The 21,909-nt window shown below is 46.3% G+C and carries 26 protein-coding genes; 22 read left to right on the top strand and 4 right to left on the bottom strand.

All coding sequences use genetic code 11. The features are described from left to right. The first annotated feature begins 44 nt into the window (after nt 1-44). The 16 genes from IE055_RS14040 to IE055_RS13965 all read left to right on the top strand — a co-directional run bounded on the left by IE055_RS14040 (nt 45) and on the right by IE055_RS13965 (nt 10,422). Nucleotides 45-836, top strand: coding sequence for an MBL fold metallo-hydrolase (locus IE055_RS14040; RefSeq protein WP_189402276.1), 792 nt, complete (start codon nt 45-47; stop codon nt 834-836). A 511-nt stretch (nt 837-1,347) separates the two neighbouring features. Further along, nucleotides 1,348-2,043, top strand: coding sequence for an MOSC domain-containing protein (locus IE055_RS14035; protein WP_189402275.1), 696 nt, complete (start codon nt 1,348-1,350; stop codon nt 2,041-2,043). Between the two features lie 69 nt (nt 2,044-2,112). After that, nucleotides 2,113-2,523, top strand: coding sequence for a hypothetical protein (locus IE055_RS14030; RefSeq protein ID WP_189402273.1), 411 nt, complete (start codon nt 2,113-2,115; stop codon nt 2,521-2,523). 65 nt (nt 2,524-2,588) lie between these two features. Beyond that, a complete protein-coding gene (locus IE055_RS14025) occupies nt 2,589-3,062 on the top strand; it encodes a hypothetical protein (protein WP_189402271.1) in 474 nt (157 codons plus the stop codon). 475 nt (nt 3,063-3,537) lie between these two features. After that, nucleotides 3,538-3,840 carry a hypothetical protein gene (locus IE055_RS14020; RefSeq protein WP_189402269.1) on the top strand — a complete coding sequence of 101 codons (303 nt, stop codon included), beginning with the start codon at nt 3,538-3,540 and terminating at the stop codon, nt 3,838-3,840. A 114-nt stretch (nt 3,841-3,954) separates the two neighbouring features. Beyond that, nucleotides 3,955-4,332 carry a VOC family protein gene (locus IE055_RS14015; RefSeq protein ID WP_189402267.1) on the top strand — a complete coding sequence of 126 codons (378 nt, stop codon included), beginning with the start codon at nt 3,955-3,957 and terminating at the stop codon, nt 4,330-4,332. Between the two features lie 141 nt (nt 4,333-4,473). Beyond that, entirely contained in the window at nt 4,474-4,914 is a 441-nt protein-coding gene (locus tag IE055_RS14010) for a hypothetical protein (RefSeq protein ID WP_229794308.1), read from the top strand. Nucleotides 4,915-5,023: 109 nt separating this feature from the next. After that, nucleotides 5,024-5,671: a DUF6928 family protein gene (locus IE055_RS14005; RefSeq protein WP_189402266.1), complete on the top strand. Its 648-nt coding sequence runs from the start codon at nt 5,024-5,026 to the stop codon at nt 5,669-5,671. Between the two features lie 133 nt (nt 5,672-5,804). Next, nucleotides 5,805-6,131, top strand: a complete 327-nt coding sequence (locus tag IE055_RS14000; RefSeq protein WP_189402264.1) for a hypothetical protein — start codon at nt 5,805-5,807, stop codon at nt 6,129-6,131. Between the two features lie 425 nt (nt 6,132-6,556). Next, nucleotides 6,557-6,817: a hypothetical protein gene (locus tag IE055_RS13995; RefSeq protein ID WP_189402262.1), complete on the top strand. Its 261-nt coding sequence runs from the start codon at nt 6,557-6,559 to the stop codon at nt 6,815-6,817. A gap of 80 nt (nt 6,818-6,897) precedes the next feature. Continuing rightward, complete coding sequence (locus IE055_RS13990; protein WP_189402260.1) at nt 6,898-7,206, top strand: hypothetical protein; 309 nt, start codon at nt 6,898-6,900, stop codon at nt 7,204-7,206. 64 nt (nt 7,207-7,270) lie between these two features. Then, nucleotides 7,271-7,537 carry a hypothetical protein gene (locus IE055_RS13985; protein WP_189402258.1) on the top strand — a complete coding sequence of 89 codons (267 nt, stop codon included), beginning with the start codon at nt 7,271-7,273 and terminating at the stop codon, nt 7,535-7,537. 228 nt (nt 7,538-7,765) lie between these two features. Continuing rightward, nucleotides 7,766-8,467, top strand: coding sequence for a hypothetical protein (locus IE055_RS13980; protein WP_189402256.1), 702 nt, complete (start codon nt 7,766-7,768; stop codon nt 8,465-8,467). Between the two features lie 215 nt (nt 8,468-8,682). Further along, nucleotides 8,683-9,474, top strand: coding sequence for a L,D-transpeptidase family protein (locus tag IE055_RS13975; protein WP_229794307.1), 792 nt, complete (start codon nt 8,683-8,685; stop codon nt 9,472-9,474). A 14-nt stretch (nt 9,475-9,488) separates the two neighbouring features. Further along, entirely contained in the window at nt 9,489-9,911 is a 423-nt protein-coding gene (locus tag IE055_RS13970; protein ID WP_189402254.1) for a hypothetical protein, read from the top strand. Between the two features lie 121 nt (nt 9,912-10,032). Further along, nucleotides 10,033-10,422 (top strand): hypothetical protein, encoded by a 390-nt coding sequence (locus tag IE055_RS13965; protein ID WP_189402252.1) that lies wholly within the window; start codon nt 10,033-10,035, stop codon nt 10,420-10,422. Nucleotides 10,423-10,665: 243 nt separating this feature from the next. Here the strand turns inward: IE055_RS13965 and IE055_RS13960 are convergent, their stop codons facing one another. From IE055_RS13960 to IE055_RS13950, 3 genes are all read right to left on the bottom strand, one after another. After that, on the bottom strand, nt 10,666-12,381 hold the full coding sequence (locus tag IE055_RS13960; protein WP_189402251.1) for a right-handed parallel beta-helix repeat-containing protein: 1,716 nt from the start codon (nt 12,379-12,381) through the stop codon (nt 10,666-10,668). Between the two features lie 76 nt (nt 12,382-12,457). Next, nucleotides 12,458-13,906, bottom strand: a complete 1,449-nt coding sequence (locus tag IE055_RS13955) for a vWA domain-containing protein (protein WP_189402249.1) — start codon at nt 13,904-13,906, stop codon at nt 12,458-12,460. 288 nt (nt 13,907-14,194) lie between these two features. Next, nucleotides 14,195-14,770: a hypothetical protein gene (locus tag IE055_RS13950; protein ID WP_189402247.1), complete on the bottom strand. Its 576-nt coding sequence runs from the start codon at nt 14,768-14,770 to the stop codon at nt 14,195-14,197. Nucleotides 14,771-14,954: 184 nt separating this feature from the next. On the opposite strand from IE055_RS13950, the gene IE055_RS13945 reads away from it, so the two are divergent. Further along, nucleotides 14,955-15,503 (top strand): ECF-type sigma factor, encoded by a 549-nt coding sequence (locus IE055_RS13945; protein WP_189402245.1) that lies wholly within the window; start codon nt 14,955-14,957, stop codon nt 15,501-15,503. A 66-nt stretch (nt 15,504-15,569) separates the two neighbouring features. On the opposite strand, the gene IE055_RS13940 is transcribed toward IE055_RS13945, so the two are convergent. Further along, nucleotides 15,570-17,414: a serine/threonine protein kinase gene (locus IE055_RS13940; RefSeq protein ID WP_189402243.1), complete on the bottom strand. Its 1,845-nt coding sequence runs from the start codon at nt 17,412-17,414 to the stop codon at nt 15,570-15,572. Nucleotides 17,415-18,018: 604 nt separating this feature from the next. Here IE055_RS13940 and IE055_RS13935 point away from each other — a divergent pair. From IE055_RS13935 to IE055_RS13915, 5 genes are all read left to right on the top strand, one after another. Then, nucleotides 18,019-19,377 (top strand): cellulase family glycosylhydrolase, encoded by a 1,359-nt coding sequence (locus tag IE055_RS13935; RefSeq protein ID WP_189402241.1) that lies wholly within the window; start codon nt 18,019-18,021, stop codon nt 19,375-19,377. A 147-nt stretch (nt 19,378-19,524) separates the two neighbouring features. Continuing rightward, a complete protein-coding gene (locus IE055_RS13930; RefSeq protein ID WP_189402239.1) occupies nt 19,525-20,322 on the top strand; it encodes a DUF4349 domain-containing protein in 798 nt (265 codons plus the stop codon). A gap of 178 nt (nt 20,323-20,500) precedes the next feature. After that, nucleotides 20,501-20,830, top strand: coding sequence for a hypothetical protein (locus IE055_RS13925; RefSeq protein ID WP_189402237.1), 330 nt, complete (start codon nt 20,501-20,503; stop codon nt 20,828-20,830). A gap of 269 nt (nt 20,831-21,099) precedes the next feature. After that, on the top strand, nt 21,100-21,534 hold the full coding sequence (locus IE055_RS13920) for a VOC family protein (protein WP_189402236.1): 435 nt from the start codon (nt 21,100-21,102) through the stop codon (nt 21,532-21,534). Between the two features lie 179 nt (nt 21,535-21,713). Beyond that, nucleotides 21,714-21,878, top strand: coding sequence for a hypothetical protein (locus tag IE055_RS13915; RefSeq protein WP_189402234.1), 165 nt, complete (start codon nt 21,714-21,716; stop codon nt 21,876-21,878). Nucleotides 21,879-21,909 lie beyond the last annotated feature (31 nt).

Genomic DNA, 21,909 nt, shown 5'->3' with positions numbered 1-21,909 from the left:
TTACATGCCTACAAACCATTTAGCGTCGTCCAAAAGGATTAGTTATGACAAAGTTTAAAATTTTGATAGCCATTTCCTTACTCCTTTTCAGTTGTACTGCTTTATCAAGTGGTATTAATGTAAAGAAAGTATCCGAGCATTTACATATCTTGAGTGGAAAAGAGTACGGAACTAATATCGGTTTAATACCTATAAATGATGGATTGGTATTAATTGATCCCATGCCGGGCAATAGCCACCTGAGTGAATTAGATAAAATAGTTCGTTCTATTTACGATAAACCGATTACTTTTATCTTGAACACACACGCACATTCAGACCATGCAGGTGGTAATGAATATTTTATACAACAAGGTGGGAAGCTTGTCGGGAGCACTTCTAACTTAGTTGGTTTTGTTCATATCAAGGCCAAGTCTCATTCGGCAATTGATAATATCTACTATCATACAAAAAGTAACGCTGTATTTGTCGGAGATGTTTTCGATACCAGTTGGCACCCAACATTTTATGCTGGCGGAACTAAGGGTTTTATTGAGGCAATTGATGCTATTTTAAATCTAGGTGATGATCAGACACTGATAGTGCCGGGCCATGGTGCCCCATCAAGTAAACTATCCTTACGGGAATTTAGAAAAAATACATTAGAGTGGATCAGTAAGATTCGAGAACTAGACCAGCAAGGGTGGGATGTAGATAGAATAATGGATGATGCCAAAGTTAAGGATGTTTTGGAGAAATTCAATGTGAACAATGAAGCAGTATTTCTACCACAAAAAGCATTTAGGAGGTTTATTGAAAGAACTATTGCAGTGGTAAAAAGAGAGAAAGGCATGTAACAAAGCAATCTGCTGGAATTCGTTTCCGTCGCTTGTTTTTAGTGCTTGAGTAGTACAAAAAAACAACTAACTATTGGCCGCTAGCAACTTCGGTGTTAAGTTTACTGAGGTCATGAAATATTTCCTTCAAATCCTACTCATCTTCGTATCTAGTTATAAGGTATCTTGCGCACACCACATTAGTCTTGGTCTTTATGAGGGTTTTACTCTATGTTCGAGTTGGCCGGGAGATAGAAGCCGAAGATGAACTGGCTATTTATTGGTTAACACGCGCTGCTGAAAATGGTCATAAGTCCGCAACTTACTTGATCATCAGTCGCTACTATTCTGGAACCGAAGGTTTCCCTAAAGATAATGGAAAAGCAAAAGATTGCAAGCGAATTGGCCGGTGATACCTAATAAGGCAGTTAGCTTTACTCCACGCCCTGCAGGCGCTACGTTGGAGGGTAAAACCAGCGGATTCGCTGCTGGGTTTCGGCGGCGTTAGATTTCTATCAAACACGGAGAATAAATGGAATTCGGGAGGGTTGAATCGCTATGGAGATATCCAGTCAAATCGCTTATTGGTGAATCCGTAGACAGTTTTGATATTGATTGCAGAGGGGTTTCAGGTGATCGGCTCTATGCTATATCGAATTCAGATGGCAAGCTCGGTAGTGGTAAGGATACGCGCAGATTCAGGCGCATTGATGGGCTTTTTTCAATGTCGGCAGAAACTATAGACAATGGTATATCGATTACACTCCCTGATAAAGAGGTCGTAACGAGTAACTCTCCATCCATAAATAGTAGGCTCTCACAAATTCTTGGGCAAAACGTAACCTTAACTAAAGAAGATAAGATCTCGCACTTTGATGACGGAGCTATACATATATTAACAACGGCATCCTTATCGCTGCTCCGTAAAAAGTTGCCACACTCTGGCGTGGAACCCAGAAGGTTCAGGCCAAATATAGTGGTTAAGAGTCAGTTTCAAGATAACGAGCTTTTGGGTAAGGTTATAAATATTGGCACAGTCTCCTTAGAGGTTACTCATAAAAGTGAGCGGTGCCGTATGATAACCCTTGGCCAGCCTGGACTTGAACGCAGCCCCGAGATACTCAAGGCTATATCTAAAGATTTCGGTTTGGATTTTGGTGTTTACGCTAAGGTTATATCTATTGGCTCGGTATCAATCGGGGATAATGTTGAAGTCGTCCAAGATTAATCTAACAAAGCCAGCCAGAGGGATTTCTGCAAAGCGTGCTCCAGCCCCGGCTAGCGGCGTTGAGTGCCCATGAAAGTTTTGCTGATGCTCACTTTTGTCTTGCTTGTTACAACAAGTTGTACATCGAGTGACAGGGACTTTTTCGAATCCGCTTATGGCGAACCATCAGATCAAATTAACGTTATTGCATACCAAACTGAAGGTTCGGATAACTTGTTCAAAAGTGAATATGCGTGGTTGTTAGATGTTTCAGCCGATAGCGACTGGGCTAATAGAGTTTCTTCGACTGAGTTTAGTATCGGTGAAAAATCTGATAATGGATTCCATGTAGCAAAACACCTGATCTCAAAATTTCCTCATGCGTTTATCGCTGACAGCACCATACGTCTATACTTTGTAGCTGAAGTTGAAAGACGAAGCCATTACATTCTTAGAACAGAGCAGGGAGATAGTGCAATATATTATGTTTCAACAATCTAGGACACTAAACAGGAAGTGCAAAGAAATGCACAGCCGTGTACCCTTTCGCTTTGCAAAGAGGCTGTATGAGCGAGAACCCGTATAAACCGCCTGAGAGCGACATATTGGATTTGGATGTGAACGCTTCAGGTGCATTTACTAGCTTGTTTGATCTGGGATATGAGCGCAGTGGAAAACAGGCAGTAGCGTTCTACTTTGTGTATCTTATTATTCTTTTATGCGCAGGGTTCTTATCTGGGCAGATCACTACAGGCGTTTTTGGTGGCAGCATTGATGTTGCATTTATTGTCGGTGTGGTTTTAGCGGTATTGGTGTGTACAGCACTTTCAGTGTTCGTGTGCGTAAAAAAATCGATACTCAAGTCTTATAGGTCGATTGGGCTAATTTTTTTAACCTTGGTTACAAGTGCGATTATGGGCGCATTAATAGGTCTGATTACGGTATCGTACCTAACTACACGTGGAAAGAAACATAGCGAATTCAAAAACGAAAGTGTTACGAGCGGCTCAGACGCGCAAACAAGTACACGCTCATCTTAGAGGCCTTTGAGTTTTAGAGTGTGAGCAAATTCTGGCGAGAAAAAGCGGACCCTTCAAAACATATCGACTTCATGAGCCGTAAACATGAAGGTGCAATTCCGGTTGAAGTATCACGAGATAACCTAATAGATAAATGAGTATATTTTGCTGAATTGGGCGGTTTCGTTTTTCAATTTGCTAACTTGGCCCAAGTCGAAGATTGTAAGAATTATTTTTCTGATAAAACACACCCGGCAACACGAGAAAAAGCGCATGATTTAGAACACTACTGGCACCCTTAGTATTCGAAATTACCAGCAGGGATTAACAAAGGTTTGAAAAAGCAAAAAGCAATTAGAATCCTAGATCAAATATTAGAAAAATGGCAAGACTCTTAACAAGCACTCTAAATACAGCTGTCAGAATGCTGTCTAGGCTCTTGATTTTGCTCTGTATGATACTCGGTACGTCAGCGTGCTCAACCAATGACGTTAATATGTCCAAATTCAACATACATGAATTTGATGAAGTCAGTAAAAAATGTTTAAAAAATTCACACTGCAAAGTTATAAAGATAAATAGCTATAGCTGTGGCGGTTACGAATCATTGGTCTATTCAAGCCTTATGATTAAAGGAGAAAGTGAAAATTATTTGCTTGAATTAGCCAAAAAGCGAGTTGACCAAGATGAGTTAGAAATGTCTAAATCATCTATCGATGTTTGCACGCTTGTTGTTCCAAAACCAACGCAAGGTGTTTGTTGGAAAAATGGTTGCGAAACTATCAGGACATGGCGGTAGAAACAATTGCTAAACATGTGATTAAGTCAAATCTGGCACTACTAGCCAGCGCGGAACGTTTACTTTGCCGGCGCTACCTGCGGTGCGTCATCTATGGTTTAATGCGAGGGAGGCATGAGCGGATCAGTCGATATAGGGTTTAACGGTAACTGTGAGGAAGCGTTTGAGTTCTACTCTGCCAATTTAGGTGGAATGGTCGGGCGCATTTTTAGAGAAGGCGCGTCGGAAAACGGTAGAGTCGTGCATGGAGATATTGTCATACACGGTTTGACGATTACGGGCGGGGATGTATCAAAGGGTGACTACAAACTTCCACAGGGTGTTAACTTACTTTTAGCAGGCCTAGACGACCATACTGTGAGAACGTACTTTGAAGTATTGTCCAAAGATGGGGTATCTGTAATGCATCCTCAAAAAACCTTTTTTTCTACGTGTTATGCCATGGTCATTGATAAGTTTGGGGTGCCGTGGAAGTTAAATAGTGGTTCATAAAAAACTAATCAATCACCACCAGCAAATTGGCTGCATTTTCGCTGTCATGGTCTTCGCCGGTGTAACACTATGATGTCGCAAACAAACCAACTGCGGTCTGGCTGGCGGCGGCGATGTTATAAACACAACTAAGATCACTGTATGAATATTGATTGGAATTCTCTCGTGTCTGTTGCAACTGCTGTAGGTGTTCTAATCGCAGCGTTTCAACTCCGTACCAGCTCTAAAATTGCACAAAGTGAATTTGAAGACTCTATTGATCAACAATATCGAGCTTTGGCGCGAGGTATTCCTGTTGATGCGCTTATTGGAAAAAGTGTTTCCAACGATAAAAAGGAAATGACTAGAGAGCTAATCTACAACTATCTTGATTTGTGCAATGAGCAGATATTTTTGAGGCGCAAAAAGCGAATACGCAAAGATACTTGGGTGGATTGGTGCGCAGGTATAGAGTCAAACCTTGCAAAACTAGAGTTTGAGGAAGTTTGGTCTGAGGTAAAAAAAGAAGCGCCCCAAACATTTACATTTTTGGAGCGGCTTGAGAAAGACCGATTTAAAGGTGACCCAACTAAATGGAAGTAACCGCTTAGTGACTGAACGGTCAAGCTTACGCCTCTGGTTAACCGCAAAACTACATTGGCGCCATAGAGCAGACTAAGGCGTTATATTTCAACTTGAACGAGGAGTAATAATGGGAGCAAAGACATGGATGATTGTATCTTCGGATAATCAATCATCAAGTAAGTTTAAGAGCTATCCGAAACCGAATCTGGAGAAGACTGTAGCGCTATTGAACCGTTTATTTCCTAACGAAAAACTCGAGAAAACTGACGATGGGGATTTGTCCTCCACATGTCCTCCTAACGACATGATTTATGCCGGATACTTTGAGGGAATTTCAGTCGTCGCTGCAAAAGAGTTCGGTATCGATAATCCATCAAAATTAGATCGGCGTTTTATATCAGAGTCTCCTTTTAGCAATACCTATCTTCATGCCATGCATAGTGTTGTTGATTGGTTTGCGTTTGCTAAGTGGGAGGATGGTGAGCTCAAGCGATCACTGAGCCTTTCGCCCGATAGTGGAATACTCGAAGATATTGGTGAACGGATTGAGTTTGAAATCCCTTATTGGAATGGGGGGCACCCAGCCGTTGATTCTGACGAGGATGATGAAGAGGAATATCCGTTCGAATTTCACCCGTTAGAGCTTGGAGAGGCCGTATTGAAGGCGTTTTTTGGTTATCAATTAGAAGGTTTTGTCGATGACGAACTTATTGAGCCTGAACGGATTACGCTCTTCGGTTTCAAGCGGGCTAAACCTTGGTGGAAAATATGGTAAAACGCAACAAGTCGCTGCACTCCGATACGTAATGTAACGCTTAGTTGAGTACGTTGCTGCGCACTGTTTACCCGAAAACGCTTTCAGCGGTACTTACCGGTGAGCGTAGTGTTCTATGTCTTGATGAGAAGCTATGAAAAGAGAAAGTGAGATCAATGGCCTGAAAGGCTTGGTAGAGATATCCAACGATGCGGCGCTTCATCAAAAGAGAGCGAAGCTTAAAGGTTTTATCTTTCTCCTAGTCGGCGTGCTTCTGCTAGCCTATTTAGAACTCTTTCAATCGATTAGTCGTGTGTGGTCAACCGCATTTCTCCTGGTTCTATCCGGTGTCTTGCTTGCTGTTGGTTACAACTGGTTTGTGACCAGTACCGGAATGACGTTCATGTCCAAATATATTGACATGAACAAAGTTAATACTAGGCTGTCTGAATTGGAAGCCGCAGAGCGTGAGACCCTATAGCAGAGTCAAAATCTACCGCATACTACATCTGCACAGATGCGCGTGCGCGTTTTAGATGCTATTGGCATATGCTATCTACTGTAATGGTAGCCCTGCGTGTTGTTCGTGTTGTTTGCGTGTTTCAATGGCTACTTAAACGCAGCTAATCAAAGGTAGGAAAGGGCCGGGGTAAATGATCTCTTGTTCACTGATGCAATTGAGGTTGTTTTTAAAGCATCGAAAACGCGTATTTCGTTTTCAGGTATAGAGGCATTGGCCAAAACCAGCTTCACTTCGTTATCATAGTCGCACGGAAGACACGTGGCTAGGTGAATGGCACTAACGTAACGGTATCCATGCGAATTATCAGACTGTTATTAACTCCGGCTTATTGGCTTCTTACCTCGGTAGCACGAATTTTGATCCAATTTAAGCGGACTCAGAATGTGGGAAAAGGAATAATATCGGGCGGTGATATTGGAGCTGCGTCTGCCGCGATGAGAGACAAGAACTATGAAAAAGCTTACAATTTGTATCGCGAGATCATCGAAAGGGGTGGTGCGCCTCCATCAGAGCTCATTGCGTATAAGAGAATAGCGTGGTTCTATGAAAACGGGATCGGTGTCGAGAAAAACATTGATTTTTCTGATCAGATGAAAGCGCGAGCAGCACAAATAGAAAACAGCATTTTTGGGCAAAATACTTAACAAGAGAAGTCTTTTTGCCTCAAGGGCTGGGCGCGCCCTTGGCATGCAGCGAAATCTTGGGCGTAAATGTTATTTGAGTTATGAGCGATTTTATTTGGCATGATGGGAATATTAATTCTCTGAACTATTCAGTTGCTGAATCCGGCGCATCATTAGCAATTGAAGCAGAGTTCTATTCAACTCCTGAGTCAACGCAGAGAGATAAATTCACCATAAATTGTCGTGATGTCACTCGTTTCAACAACGTCATCAATTTCTTGGAAGTCAAAGACAACTATTCAGCAGGTTCCGTCTCAAATGGATACTTAAGAGGAAATACCTTATGGTTATACTTACTTGATGGTGTTATCGAGATTCATGCGGACCAAATCAGTGTATCAAGGCGTTAGCAGGTCACAATCTATCTCGCTTTCAGCGCTGAGGCGCTGTTGACGTGTTGCCGCAAGGCTGAGCATGATATTTATCAAAGAGATGGTGCGTGATTTAACTAAGGGATTTAAAAAAGGGGCGTTAATATTTTCAGCATTATTGCTGTTGAGCTTTGTGGCTTTGTTACTGTCAGAGCCGGAGAAGATGCCGTACGAGTTTTCACTTGGCTCTGTATTGTTCTTGATTACCGGGCTTAAGCTCTCGGATAAATCAAATGCGATGCTGATGATTTTGGTTTGTGCTGCACTAATTTTAAAGTTGGCAGTAATCAACGTGGAGATAAATGGCTAGCAGAGCCTTTACCAAGAATCGGTCTTTCGCCCTAAGAGCTGGACGCATTTGCCGTGCACGCCATTACTTTAGGGGGTAGGTGATCTTGGAAGCATCCACATTAGACCTATTAGGTCAGAAGCTATATTTCCCTGAAATCAGACGATTCTGAGGCAAGGAAACAACGCTATCAATTTTGTACAGCACCACACAGGCACTTAGTGCCTCTATTCAACGGAGAGCATAAGTATGACCCTTGGTATTGTTTTATTTTTAATCTTGGCGCTTTTTATATTGATTCAGTATTTCCGACTCGGATCGAATAAACATGAGCAGGAACGCTCCGAAGTGTTTCGTCGTTTGGCTGCGCAGTTGGGCATGGAGTATGCTCCCAAGATAAGCACCGACTTTAGAAAACGACTAAAATTATTTAGCCGATTTAGTAGCCGTTCTCACACCCAAGAATACAGACTGTCGACGATTAAAAACGTCTTGCGAAACAGTGTTGACGGGGTTGAGAAGGTGTTTTTCGAGTGTTCACTAAGAGGCGCTAGCACCGGAAGGAATATGGAGCCGGTTTTTTATTTTAGATCCGCATCCTTAGCTCTGCCTAATTTTCATGTCCGCTTATTTAATACACATCAGGCTCGATTTTTACAGTCTTTAGGCCAAGGTGGCGTCAAGGTTGATCATCCTACCTTCTCTCAAAAATACTTAGTGCGTTGCAGTGATGAAAGCGCAGTGCGAAAATTATTTAGTGACGAATTTCTTGATTTTATATCGAATAATGATTCATTTGATATCGATGGGAATGGTGACCAAATGATCGTGTATCGAGCAATGTATGAAGATGGCTCTACCGGAAATATGGGGCGCTTAGATCCAAAGGAGTTTAGGGATGTGGAACAAAAGGCTGTTCAGATCTTTCAGTATTTAAGTCGCCGTAGTTAAGGCTAACTAACCGGTGTTTACTTTGCATTGTATTCTCTTTGGTCGACGCAATGAAATGCAGAAGGCTGCTCGTTCGACTTTTACGAGTAAGGTCAGCAAGACCTTAACCTTGTTCACCTTGCTAAGGTACCTTGTTGGCTTTGGGAACTCCAGAAACTGACGGTTGATGAGAGGTCTCCCCCCTTGTCTTGGCACTCGGTTTGGGGATAAGGTCAGTGCAGCACAATATTAACTTAGAGCTAAATTCTGTGAAGAAGCGATTGTTTGTATGTTCATTGGTAGTCTTGAGTCTTTTTCTTTTCTACCACTTTGGGCGCAGCATCTGGTATCCATTGGCAATAAAGATCAAAGGTAAACAAACCGTCGAGCAAGTAATCGAAACTTATGGCCTGTCAACACGCGATGAACTAGCGCCTCTTTTCGATAGATCGGGCATCACCTATCCGCCTAAAAAACTGGCCTTGGTTGCATTTAAAGACACCAATGTTCTGGAGGTCTGGGCGTCCAATGAAGGCTCAAATTACCAACTAATTGTCCGTTACCCAATAAAAGCGGCTAGCGGCAAACTAGGCCCGAAGCTTCGGGAAGGTGACAGGCAGGTGCCAGAGGGTATTTATACAATCATTGGCTTGAACCCTAATAGTGCCTATCATCTTTCGATGAAGATTAACTACCCTAATGCGTATGATCTCGAACACGCGAAGGCCGAGGGACGGGCGGAGCCGGGGACCAACATTTTTATTCATGGTCGTGCTGCCTCGATAGGCTGTCTTGCCATGGGGGATCCAGTGATAGAGAAACTCTTCTCACTTGTCTACGCCACCGGCCGTGACAACACAACCGTGCTAATCTCACCTACTGATCCGTCAAAAAATCCACTGGTTGTACCCAGTAACGCGCCTGAGTGGACTCGGGACCTATATGACAAAATTGAGGCGCATTATCAAACGATCAATTCAAATCGATACAACTCAGAGTATTCGGCTGCCAAGCAGTCCTCGGAGTAAAGTGGTCATCTCGCATGGATAATTTTTACAACGCACCCAAGGCTGACCTGTCAGAAAGTCGAGGAGATATGCCAAAGTTGGGTTGGATCTTACTATTCGCCTTTGCTTTAGAAGGGGTATTCACTATCGCCATTAATTTACTTGGTTCGTATGATAGTAGTCCGGTCAACTTGATGAGTTTTGAGATGGTGGCGGTACTGGCGGCTTCACTCTGTTTGTATGCCTGGATTTGCACTATGATCATGAATGGCCGAAAGACGATTCTGATCGTGTGCTATGTGTATTTGGCCATGCTGGTTATTATTGATTTTCAAAACTGGCTAGGGAAAGGAATCTTTATTGGTGTTGGCGAGACCTTGGTGTTTCTGAATGTAGTCTTATTAATCGCTGTTGTTGTAATAGTGAAAATTCCCATGCGAGCCTGGTTTAGTAAGTAGTATCCTAAGGAAGGTCGAAGTTCAATCCACGGCGGTGCTCGTTCGAAGTTGGGCGCGCAGGTCACACACTCGCACACCTTTAGCAGCGCTCGCTGTTAATAACAACGTGAGGCAGACACGCATGTATAAAGTTACCCTATTGTTGAGTCTTTTATTTTTATGTACGCCGGCAGGTGCACATGATTCGGTATTCTATTGCGTTTACCAAACGAATGAATGTGTGGAGAGCTCGGATCCGATACCCATCGAGAATGCCGAGATCAATCGAATTTTAGGGGACGTTGTCGCCGGTGCCAGCAACTTTATTGGATTTGTCGATCGTCATGGTACAACGATTCAATTTTACGTTGACCAGCCGGGTGACATTTGGGTCGAGATTCCTTCTCCTGAAAACAAAGGTTCTTTTGGCAAGCGAATTTCAAATAACGACATGATGCTTTTGGTAAAAAAGTTAGAAGCGCCGTACTGGATGTACAAGGGCACCTTGAAGCTCAAATTTACCAAGTGGTGACCTTCAAGAGGGTTCGCTGGATTGCGAATGGAGTTCGCTTATGACTAGCCATGACTCGGCGCGATGCGTTGGTTTGGGTGTGCCGATTAAAACGTGGGCGCGATCTACTGTGAGCACGTTGTGTCGGTATTCGTGGGCAATTGTTGCTCATTACGTAGCGCACAGATCACTGTAGAAAGGGCGTCGCGGGCAAGCCAAGTACACGCGTGTTTCTCACATCGCGGCATACTGCTCAGCGCTAGATCACAACACGATGACAACAGATCGCCCCTGGCGAAGCGGAATTACAAACAAGTTTGTGCGTTTTGAAATATCGCTTGGTCGCAGCTCAATGGCTCCGATATCGCAGTGACCGTCATCTCTTAAGCGCCCGCGTTGGTCGCTGAATGGACAATTGGTATTGACGCCGCCATCAACTGCGACTGAACTTTCTGTTGGTATAAAAAAGGTCGTACCGTTGTTGGTGGAAGCAGGATCGAGTACGTCTGACAATGCCAACGGCCGTGCTGAGTCGCTGGTGCCCAATAGCGTGCCTGGTGGCGCAACAAATCCGTCGAGGCTGTCTTGCGTTGATACGCCTGCGTCGCCGATCAGATTGCCAGAAAAGCTCGTGAAGGTTGTGGAATTGGCGATAATATCCGCTCCGTCGTTGTCTGCGCGATTCAACATGAGTAGATTATTCTCAAATGCCACTGAAGTAGAATTCAGATAAATAGCACCGCCATCCCCCTGAGTCTGATTGCTGATCAAGGTATTATTTGTGAGCTTGTTGTCTAGCCCGCCATCGACGTACATAGCGCCACCAGCACTGGTGGCGACGTTTGATACCAAGGTGTTGTTAATGAAGCTGGTAGCTGAGGTGTCGACGTGCATGGCACCACCGTCTACGGCGCTGTTTTCAGAAAATGTGTTTGCAATCAAGTTAAAATCTGTCGTGCTTCCCGTCTGATCGATATGGATACCGCCGCCAAATCTCGCCGTATTTTTAGTGAACGTGTTCTCTACCACAACGCCGGTTAGAGACCCTCGAATACTGAGTGCGCCACCATCACCAGCCCCGACACTGTTTTGAGAAAATCGATTTCGATCGATATTTAACATGCCGCCACCATTATCGATCAATACCGCGCCGCCGTAAGTCTCGACGGAATCAACACCATCTAAGCCATTGTTTGTAAACGTTGATTTGACCAAAGATAAATTATCAGCGTTTTCGATATAGATCGCGGCCCCGCCACTAAATACCTCAGAGAACGGATCAGCGCCAACCATTCCGCGGTTGCCAGTAAAGCTGGTATCTGCGATTTGCACCAAATCATCGCCGACTGTGTAAAGCGCCGCGCCTTCGTTGCGTGCCACGTTGTCATTGAATTCACTTGAGACGATGGTGATGCTGGTATCACTTGAGGAAAATGAAAGAATCGAACTGCCAAGGCGTGCTGAATTTTGGCTGAATCTGACTGAATCAAAATTGACATTTGCGTGATTGGAGTTGATTGACACTGCGCCGCCAAATTGGCGTGGGCGGTCAGCGCCACTCAACTGTAACTTTTCAAACACGACTGAAATGCTGTCGGCTTCAATTGAGAAACCGAGTTCGCCAGCGGCAGGTGTAATAGCCAGGTCGTTCATACTTGGGCCTTCTATCACTACCGACTTGGTTATTGGGATTGATGAGCCTTGAAGTTGAATGATGTTTCCATTTGTTGGTGTAATGCGTACGCGATCATCTGTACCGAATATACCGATGGCAGTGCATGGACTGATGTTACTGCCAAGGTTGACCGATTCGATGGCTTTACGCACAGTGCAGCCGCCGTTGGCGGCATCGCTCGTCGAGAGAACCGTGATCGTCGCTGCATGACTTGTCGAGAGTAGCAAGCTACTACTCAGTACCGTGGAAACAAAAAGCACACGCCAAAGCTGGGCAGTTGAGTGTTTTGAGTAATGTCTATTCATAAGATTTTTCACTAAAAAGAGAATGCGCCATCAGGTTCCATAAGCGGCTCGAGTAAATGCATGTTTGTCTTCGTGGTCACGGCGCTACGATGATCGGTTTACTGAAAAGAATGTCGTACCGATCGTTGTAATAACGCAGTTCATACTCGCCTGGTTGGTCAGCAGAAGTCAGCGTGATTGGATTGCCCTCGCTGACCCAATTTACATAGAGGTGGTCATCCGTTTTCTGAGTTCGTGGGCCAATGGCGATTAAGTCGCCTTGTGCACCCGGACCCGTCCATCGAATCTCGAGTTGTTGACCAGCTCGGATTTCCGTCAACACCTCAAAGCCGAATTGAGCCGGCTTCACTTTGATGGGGACCCGTGCATCGACTCGAGCTTGACCATAGGCGTCGAACACGTATATCAATTCGTACTCGCCGGGTGCTGCCGGTGCGATTAAAGTTAGGGGGCTGCGATCACGGACCCCGGTCTGCCCTAAATGCGAATTGAACGGATCGCCAATATTCACCACCGCAATGGCATCAGTGGTACCGCCGTAGCCTTCCCATTGCACCTCGAACGCGCTACTTGCCGTTACCGTGTCTGCCACAATCAGCCGACTCGGAGGAATTTCTCGGGTGAGCGTCAGAGACATGGACTCGCGGCTAATTGGGTAGGTAAATTGAATGGATCCAGCATAACTACCTGACTTGGCATGTAGGGTGTACTCACCGGCAACCAGTGAGTCCCCCAACCAGTCGACTAGGTCGAGCGTCGTGGATTGGGTTACTAAATCTTTTGCCTGTTCGTGGTGCGTAATTGTCCACGTTATTTCCGTTAAGGGTATTTCAAGATCAGTGGCGGTGGCTAAGACCTGTAACCTGGGCGAAGAGCTAAGTAAGTCGGACTTAGTACTAAACGCATCATTGAGTTCTCTCGCACTGTGCACATCAATGTATTTTCCGCCTGTGTTGTCTGCCAGACACTTCAGCTGGCGTTTATCTTGTTCCTTTTCGATATCGAGCCCAATAACATGTGCAGTAAAATCAACACCGGTCTCTTCAAGCTCTAGCCCAACCTTGCACGGGTCGGCGTCGCACGTTTCTCGACCGTCGCTCAATAAGATCACCGTTGCCTTTTGTTCGGTGAGTTTCAGCTGCTCGGCAGCCATGCGCACTGCGTCACCTAGTGGGGTTTTTCCTTTCGGGTTAAGTTGAGCAACAGACTGCTTCAGCTGTGCGGCATCGACCGGGCCCGGCTGCGCAATAATTTGTATATCACGACAGTCGCCCTTAGTGCGGTGCCCATACACGATGAGCCCGGCGTCAACTGGCTGCGCCTCCCAGTCATCAACCAATGCGCCGAAGGCTTCTCGGACCAGCTCTATTTTAGGTCGGCCATCCACTTGTCCCCACATTGATCCGGATGCATCCAGAACCACCATCATTTGAGCGCGGTCAACCGCGTTCTCGGACCCTTGCGCTTGCAACAAAGTCAACATAGACGAAAGCCCGATCAGCAGTATTCGTGGTTTTCTTATCATTATCGTGTGATTCCTGGTTGGGTTGTTACTCTGAAGTGTCGGCTTTACCTTACGAGTCTCGGCATCTAGCTGGCATTGACCATGGTCAGTTAGTTGCTAGGCTGTCTATGGCTCGATTTTTCGACAATGGCCGCGAGAACGTTCGAGTTAATCAGTAGGGTGTATCAATATCTGGCCTCACCAGCAAGAGTCATGACTGACAATGCGTTATGTCGAAAAACGACGTTGCCTAGCGTGACAATCTTGTGGCGCAAGAGTCGATACGCGAACCGGCAGTCAATCTGAGCGTCAGAAAGAGAACGGTTTAATGGCATTCGCCAATTGTTCCTGGTCAACGTTCGGTTTACTGCCTGATTCAGTCATTGACTTGGTAAGCGTGACAGTGATGCTCCGCTCTTCGCCTTGATTCCAGGTGTACGCAATTGATTGCGAGCCAAAATTGCCGTACGACGTGGACAACGCGCCCGCTGGAAGGTCACTCAACGTGGTCGCAGAAAAAGACACAGTTCGGCCACCTATCTTCTTACCGTTATCAATCAGGTAACCGAGATTATTCTTGAAAAAGTCCGGGTTCTTGATTTTCTCAGTGCGATGTTGCGTGCGTACATGTAATGCAACGGGGTAACCTTCTGGGCTGACAAATTGCCATTCACAGGCAGTGAAGTGATCGCTTTTACGTGGGTTGGGTGTTTCAGTGACAGTCTCCGCCTGAACCCCGTAATGTGTTGCTAGTGTTTGAGGTGTGGTGAAATCACACGCATGTGTTTCGCTGAAAGCTGACTCTGATTGACAACCGAGTATCAGCAATAGGGCGAGACTGGTCGAACTGAAGCGAAGTGTTTTCGTTATCGTTTCTTTATACATTAGGCGTTTCGGGTATTAAGTGTGTTGTGGTTTATTGATGCTCTCGCGATGAACGCCGATAAATTGGCCTGTGTTATTCTATTCGCGCGGACAAACGATTAATGGAGTGCGGGCGCAAATTGCTCGCTCTTACTCTATCTAACGAGATCCAGCGTATTAACCGGACAAATATTTTTAAATAACTATGCGAACGATTGAGCAACGAGCGACATTGCCACTGGATTCAAAACAGTTAATTTCTGAGCATTACGAGACGCTGAAATCCCTCGCCCGCGAGAAGCGTCGGCGCGCTAAAAGTGGGCAAACGATGTTGACCACCGATATTTTGCATGAGAGTTGGCTTAAATTAAGACAGACAAAGGAATGGGCAAGTGAAAGCCACTTTTTAAAAACGACGGCACTGGCGATGCGCCATGTATTGGTTGAGTACGCGCGATCGAAGCTCACAATAAAACGCGCAAATGCGGGTACGGAGTGTTATGACGACCTAGCGGAATGTATTCCGGAATTTAGAGAAACACCCGAACAGATAATCGCGATTGCTGACTTATTCGCACGGCTTGAAGAGCGCAACCCCCGATACGGGCAAACACTCGACTTACGCTATTTTGGTGGTTTTACAGAGGACGAAACCGCTCAAATTTTGGGCGTTAGCACGCGCACGGTGCGCCGTGATTGGGTGTTTATAAAAGCATGGATGGCCACCGAGTTAGAGCGCACGGATAGTCAGTAAACCCTATTGAGGGCGAGGTTGAACCTATATCTACTCTGGCATGCTTGTGAGTCAGTGCTCACTTAGTTATTGCGGTGTAAATGACGGGCAATCTGTGAGCTGTAACAGGTCGGTTCTGCTAGAGTAGACACACTGAGCGTTTCCCAAAACGTAGTCTTCTCCATCAGCTGAGAAGGAAGCGAATGTAGGCACAACAGCGTGACGTTTTAGAAAGCGTAGGTTCTCGTAATACCAGGCGACAGTGTTCTGTTTGGTGACATTACGTGTGTATTGAAATCCATTTGCGCCGAGTACTGACCAGCCACTCGGTCTGTCTGCTAATGGAAAAAAAGCGATTGCGGCGACCGCGCCGTCAGTGTCTGTCGCAGACTTTAAACGTTTTAAAAGCTCGGAGCTCGTGTCTGGTGAAGCCTCATAGCCACCTTCATAGGCAATGACAAACGCCGCACGCTGCTCCCATTGGTAGGGATCAAATGCAATCGCGGTAACTTTCTTACCTTCACCGAGGAGCCGCTGGAGTGTCATGTGAAAGTTGACTGGTAAGCTGCCACGTACATTGGTGGTGTGTTGAGTAGACTGGGTTACCAGTGCGATGCCTTGACAATCTGGCGTGAAACTCAATGCTGAAATCCCCAGACCTTGTTTGACATGATCTCGCGCTAAACTGACTAGGTTTCTCTGCTCGCTGGTGAGTTCACCGCCGGTGGTGACGGTATCTGAAAATATTCCAATACTCGATTGGTCGCAGCCCAATGCAATTCGATCAGAGGGTAGGTCAACGACAGGCTTGATGGTGCGACGCTCGGTTTTAGCTCGTAGGGTTTTGTCGGTTGCACTTAAGTATGCTATCCCAGCCCCTGATACACTTAGCGTGACCAGGCAAGCACCTGCGACCAACCAGCGATGTCGTTGAAAGTATTTTTGCAACACATAACGCCAGTCGCCGTGCATTGCCTGTATTGGTTTTTTGTCTGCATAACACTGCAATTCACGAGTGAGCTCTTTGACTGACCGGTATCGATCCTGAGGATTGTCACGAGTACACTTGTCACAGATGGCCCCGAGTTCACGCAGTGAGCGAGGCGTTTTAGACAACGCCGTGGCGACCGGTTTGGTTTCATACACCAGTACGCTGAGCAACTTACCAAGCGCAAAGATGTCCGTGGACTCATCAAGCCTGTGCCCAGTCGCTTGTTCTGGTGCTGCGAACGCTTTGGTGAATGGTGCACTTTTTGCTTCGCCACGTTTCAAAAAACCTGAGACGCCAAAGTCGATCAATTTGACCTGACCTGCGCGATTAACAAGCACATTGCTTGGCTTGATATCGCGATGCAAGATGTGACGTTCGTGCGCATGTGCAATTGCATCACACAACTGCGTAAAGAGCTGAAGAGAGGTGTCGAATGTCAGGGCATTGTCAGCAACATAATCGAGAATGTCGATGCCGTCGACCAGCTCAGTCACCATGAACGGCAACCCATTTTTCAGGACTCCTGCATCAATTAGGCGGCCAATATTTGGATGTTCCAACTGCGCAAGAATTCGACGCTCATTATGAAATCGTGCAACCAAATCTTGCTGGGGTGAACGCGAAATCTTCAACGCCCCAAACTGCTCAAAATCGGGGTAAATACGCGAAACACGATACACTTCGCCCATACCGCCACGACCCAGCAGCTCCTGTACTAGCCAGTTGCCTACAATATCACCGGCATTGAGAGCCGTTGGTGAGTCTTCTACGGCATAGGACGTGGCCATAAATTGAGTCTGCTTATCGGCTTTGGAAATCAGATTCCATATGAATTTGAAGTCCGCGTCGGTTTGAGTAGCATTTCGAACGAACTTTTCCCGTTCATTAGCCGCTCTCTCAAGCGCTGAGTGAAATATTTCCTCTAGCTCATCATTCGTCATGCGTTGTTAGCCAAACCGTTTACTAATAGCCGAAAATAGCGATATGTTGTTGCACGTTAAGGCTCGCCAACCTCAGCCAAATATATCACGCAGAGCAAGCGCGAAAGAAAACACTTTTGCTTTCTATCTACGACGTTCCCGAGAGTTACTTCGACGAGTCTACTGTACGTCGTGGTGTGCTTGGCAATGCGGTCAAAATTTGTTGCATTGGAATAGGCGTCGCTTGATTAGAAATCATTAAAGAATTGGTCACGGACAATCCGTGACGAGTTTGTTGGGGAGGGATGAGCGCGATATGATTTAAGTCAGCATGATTGCGCTCATCAGTCTTAAACATAGTTAATGCAGGCGGAAAATCATTGCAAACACGGAAAACGTTTACAATAATCTAGTAAGTGATGGGTTTGCTCCCTAAGTGGTTATTAAATATAGGTATTTATTTGTTTGAAATGCCTAAATATTGACGCTTAAGCTGCATATTCATGGTTGGGGCACGACCTTTTGACCAACAAACGGATCGGCTTCGTTCGAATAACCATGATCATCGAAGTGCGGTTCTGTTGGCCTGGATACAACCTTATCTCTGTCGAGAGGAGACTAAATCATGACCAAACACCAACCTTCTTTTAGGTTTAAGCACCGACTTGACCTTATCCTCGCGTTATTCTGCCTAATCTTCGCCGCGCTTACCGTTGTTACTAAGTCGTACGCTGCGGTGGAACCACTGAGCGTCAATGGTTCGAAAATTATGGTGGGTGGCGAGCACAAGCGCTTTGCTGGCGTTAGCCATTTTTGGAGCAATACTGGTTGGGGAGCTGAACGTTTTTACAATGATCAGGCGGTCGCTTGGTTAAAGCAGGATTTCGACGCACAAATCGTGCGCGCGGCGATGGGGGTTGAAGACGCTGGCGGCTATCTGCAAGACCCGGCCGGTAATAAAGCCCGGGTTGAGGCCGTGGTCGATGCCGCTATTGCCAACGACATGTATGTATTAATCGACTGGCACTCTCACAATGCGCAGAATTATCAAGCTCAGGCGGTCGCCTTCTTTTCTGAAATGGCGCAAAAGTATGGCGCATATAACAATGTCATCTACGAAATTTACAATGAACCATTGCAGATTTCATGGAGTAACACCATCAAACCCTACGCGGAAGCGGTGATTGCCGCGATTCGTGCGCATGACCCAGACAACCTAATTGTGGTGGGCACGCCGACTTGGTCGCAAGATGTTGATAAGGCTGCTGCGGATCCAATAACCTCATCGCAAAATATCGCATACACCTTGCATTTCTATGCCGGAACACACGGGCAATGGTTACGTAATCGCGCGGATATGGCCATCAATGCTGGTTTACCGATCTTTGTCACAGAGTGGGGAACGGTAAATGCTAATGGCGACGGCGGCGTGGCCGTCAGTGAAACCAATGCTTGGGTGGCGTGGATGAAGCAGAATAACCTTATTCACTTAAATTGGTCGTTACATGATAAGCAAGAGGGCGCGTCGGTTTTAAAACCGGGGGCTGCCAGTACCGGCGGTTGGGCGGATTCTGATTTGACGGCATCGGGTACGTTTGTTCGCAATGTGGTGCGCGCGTACAGCGGGGCAACTGATCCGACTGATCCGACTGATCCGACTGATCCAGTTGGTAGCGCGACATGTGAGATGACGGTCCAAAGTGAGTGGAACTCCGGCTATGTTGCTGAGGTCACAATTACAAATACCGGCAGTGTTGCAATCAGTACTGGTTGGCCAATTAGCTTTGAGTTTGCGAACGGCACAACGATCAGTAATTCATGGAATGGCAGTTTTAGTGCCAGCAACCCCTATACCGTGGAGCCATTGAATTGGAATCGAACAATCCAACCCGGAAGCTCGACCAAATTTGGTTTTCAGGCCAATAAAGCCGTTGTTAACAGTTCAGCTGAAGTGGTGGACATTTCAGGCGGTATCTGTGACTAATTAGTCACATGCTGTGGTGCGCCTCGCGGGATGCGCACCACAGATTGACCACCACCGTGTCTGAATTTGTTGTAATTTCGGGTTGGTATCGTGCATTGGCGTGTTAGCGTGCGCGCTAGATTTGAGTTACTAAAAAGGATGATGCGCATGGTTAGAGTTGGGTTTTATGTGATTTTGCTGGCGATGATCTCGGCTTGTGATGCTGATCGTGCGCTCAATGTCAGTGCGTACAAAGATGTTAATGAGTTTCAGGCGTTACAGGAAACCCAGCGCGCCAAGACCGAGTTTCTGGCGTACACACACCAGATTGCCGTGGATGTTGATCATTCCGCTTTGTCTAGCGTGTTCAATTCGGTGATTGAAACGTGTGTTCACGAAACCGAGTATGTCTGTTTGATTATGCGCTCCGAGGAGTCCGGTGGAGAGTATGCCTATGGTCATATCACGCTGCGGGTATCACCCAACGGCATTGATAAGTACAAAAGACTGGTGACGGAATCTGGAGAACTTGCTGCGCAGTCCATGCATGCAGAAGATTTAACTGCGGCGGTGAAAGATACCGAAAAACGTCTCGAAATGTTAAATTCGTATCAGGCGCGACTGCAGAAGCTGGAACAAAATCCGAATGTGAATGTTGACGCGTTGATCAAATTGTCGTCGGAAATGGCGGAGGTACAGACTCAAATCGAGTTTGCGCAAGGGCAGAAGGCAAAGCTCTATCAGCGCATCAATATGGACGTGCTCGAAATTACGCTGCAATCGTCTCGAGACACGACTTTTTACGGTCCGATCGGTGACGCCTTGTCGACGTTCGCTGACAATGTGGCTGATGGACTGAGTGTTTTTATCACAGCCATGGCGTATTTGCTTCCATGGTTGTTGCTCTTGATGTTACTGATCTGGCTTCTTCGTTTGTTCTGGGGACGGCGTAAACGGCGGTCTTGATCGAGTGTATTTGGTGCTGCAGTTACGACTTGAGGCCAGCGTAATTATCGGTGGTGAAATACGAATGAGCTTCAATACATTGTTCGATTTCGACGAAGCCTTTAAACTCTGCAAATCGACCTTTGGATACCACTTAAAAACAGGTAGCACGGCAGTTGAATATGGTGGTTAGTAGCAGATGATCAAACGAAGTTTAATTGGAATCGCGAGCTTATCTTTGCTGCTTGTATGCGGTTGGGTGTTGCGTCATTTACACCAAGTATCGGGGCACGCGTACCGCGAGTTGTACGCCAGTTTTGATGTCACGTCCCCTCAGATCAGTCTTTGGTTCCTCAGCAAGACTGCTTGGTGGCCATTGATGTTGGTGTTTCTGACAATTCTGAGCGCGGTACCGCTTGTCTTTTTTAAGCGACGCGTTTGGTGGAGCATGGCACCGCCATCATTGGGTCTATTCTGGATAACGATACTAATTTATGCGCCGATGATGACGCTGGGTTCGGTAATATAAGCACTCTGGAATCCGTTTGAAACTGTTTTCTTGTTCGAATAGGTTGTTGCCGGGCACGAACTCGATGGCTGGCTATTGTGTGTGCTCAACAACCGTGGCCTTGGACTTAGGATTAAGGTCGGGCTGTTCATTGGGCCAGAAACCTCAACCTCGCGTGATAAGCTACCACACACTGACTATTTAATTCGGTTTTCTTGCAGCCCGTATGCGTTTTGGTGCGCCTGCTGAGATGGACCAGCAAGCGTACGAAGAGGGCGCGGACTTAAAGGATGGAACAGCATATACTGCATGTTGCCCTAGTGGTTCAAGACTATGACGAGGCGATCGACTTCTATGTTAATAAGCTCAGCTTTGAGTTAATTGAAGACACCTATCAACCGGAACAGGACAAGCGCTGGGTTGTGGTGGCGCCACCGAATTCACGCGGTGCTACGTTATTACTGGCAAAGGCATCCAAACCCGATCAAACGGCATTCGTAGGTAATCAAACCGGCGGTCGCGTATTCTTATTTCTGTACACGGATGACTTTTGGCGCGATTATCGCGCTATGTGTAAGGCTGGAATTCAGTTTGTGCGTGATCCGCAAGAGCAACCTTATGGGACGGTGGCCGTGTTCGAGGACTTATATGGAAATCGGTGGGATTTGCTGCAATTGAACGCTGATCATCCTCATATTAGTAGGCTCGACTCATGCAGTGCGTGACAGCATTGTCTACGCCGTCAATTGACAGCGAAAGCCTGACCGACAAGCCGCAATTGATCTGGGTCTGAGCGAAGAGTTGAGTCGAACTAAAAAACTGCGGTACGCACATGGTGAGGGCTAGGTGCCGTCACGCCGGAGCTGCCCAATTAATTAAGGATTAGGTCCGCCACAACGCAGACGTGGAGTCGTCACTGCATCAGTATCTGGCGTGTCCGTATGCAATGGCAAGTGCGAATGGTTACGCCAACTGCACGCTATTGTTTGCCGGCTACGAGGTCGTTGGTGTTGACGCCCGCTTGATTGAGCTTGGTTTAGACTCGGCCTACACAGTTTGCTTTCAGTAGACTGCGCGTGTTCAACTAAATCGTCGGAATT

Source organism: Arenicella chitinivorans (assembly GCF_014651515.1).
Classification (GTDB): Bacteria; Pseudomonadota; Gammaproteobacteria; order Arenicellales; family Arenicellaceae; genus Arenicella; species Arenicella chitinivorans.
The sequence above is the reverse complement of the archived record's forward strand: the minus strand, read 5'-3'. Positions and strand labels throughout refer to the sequence as shown.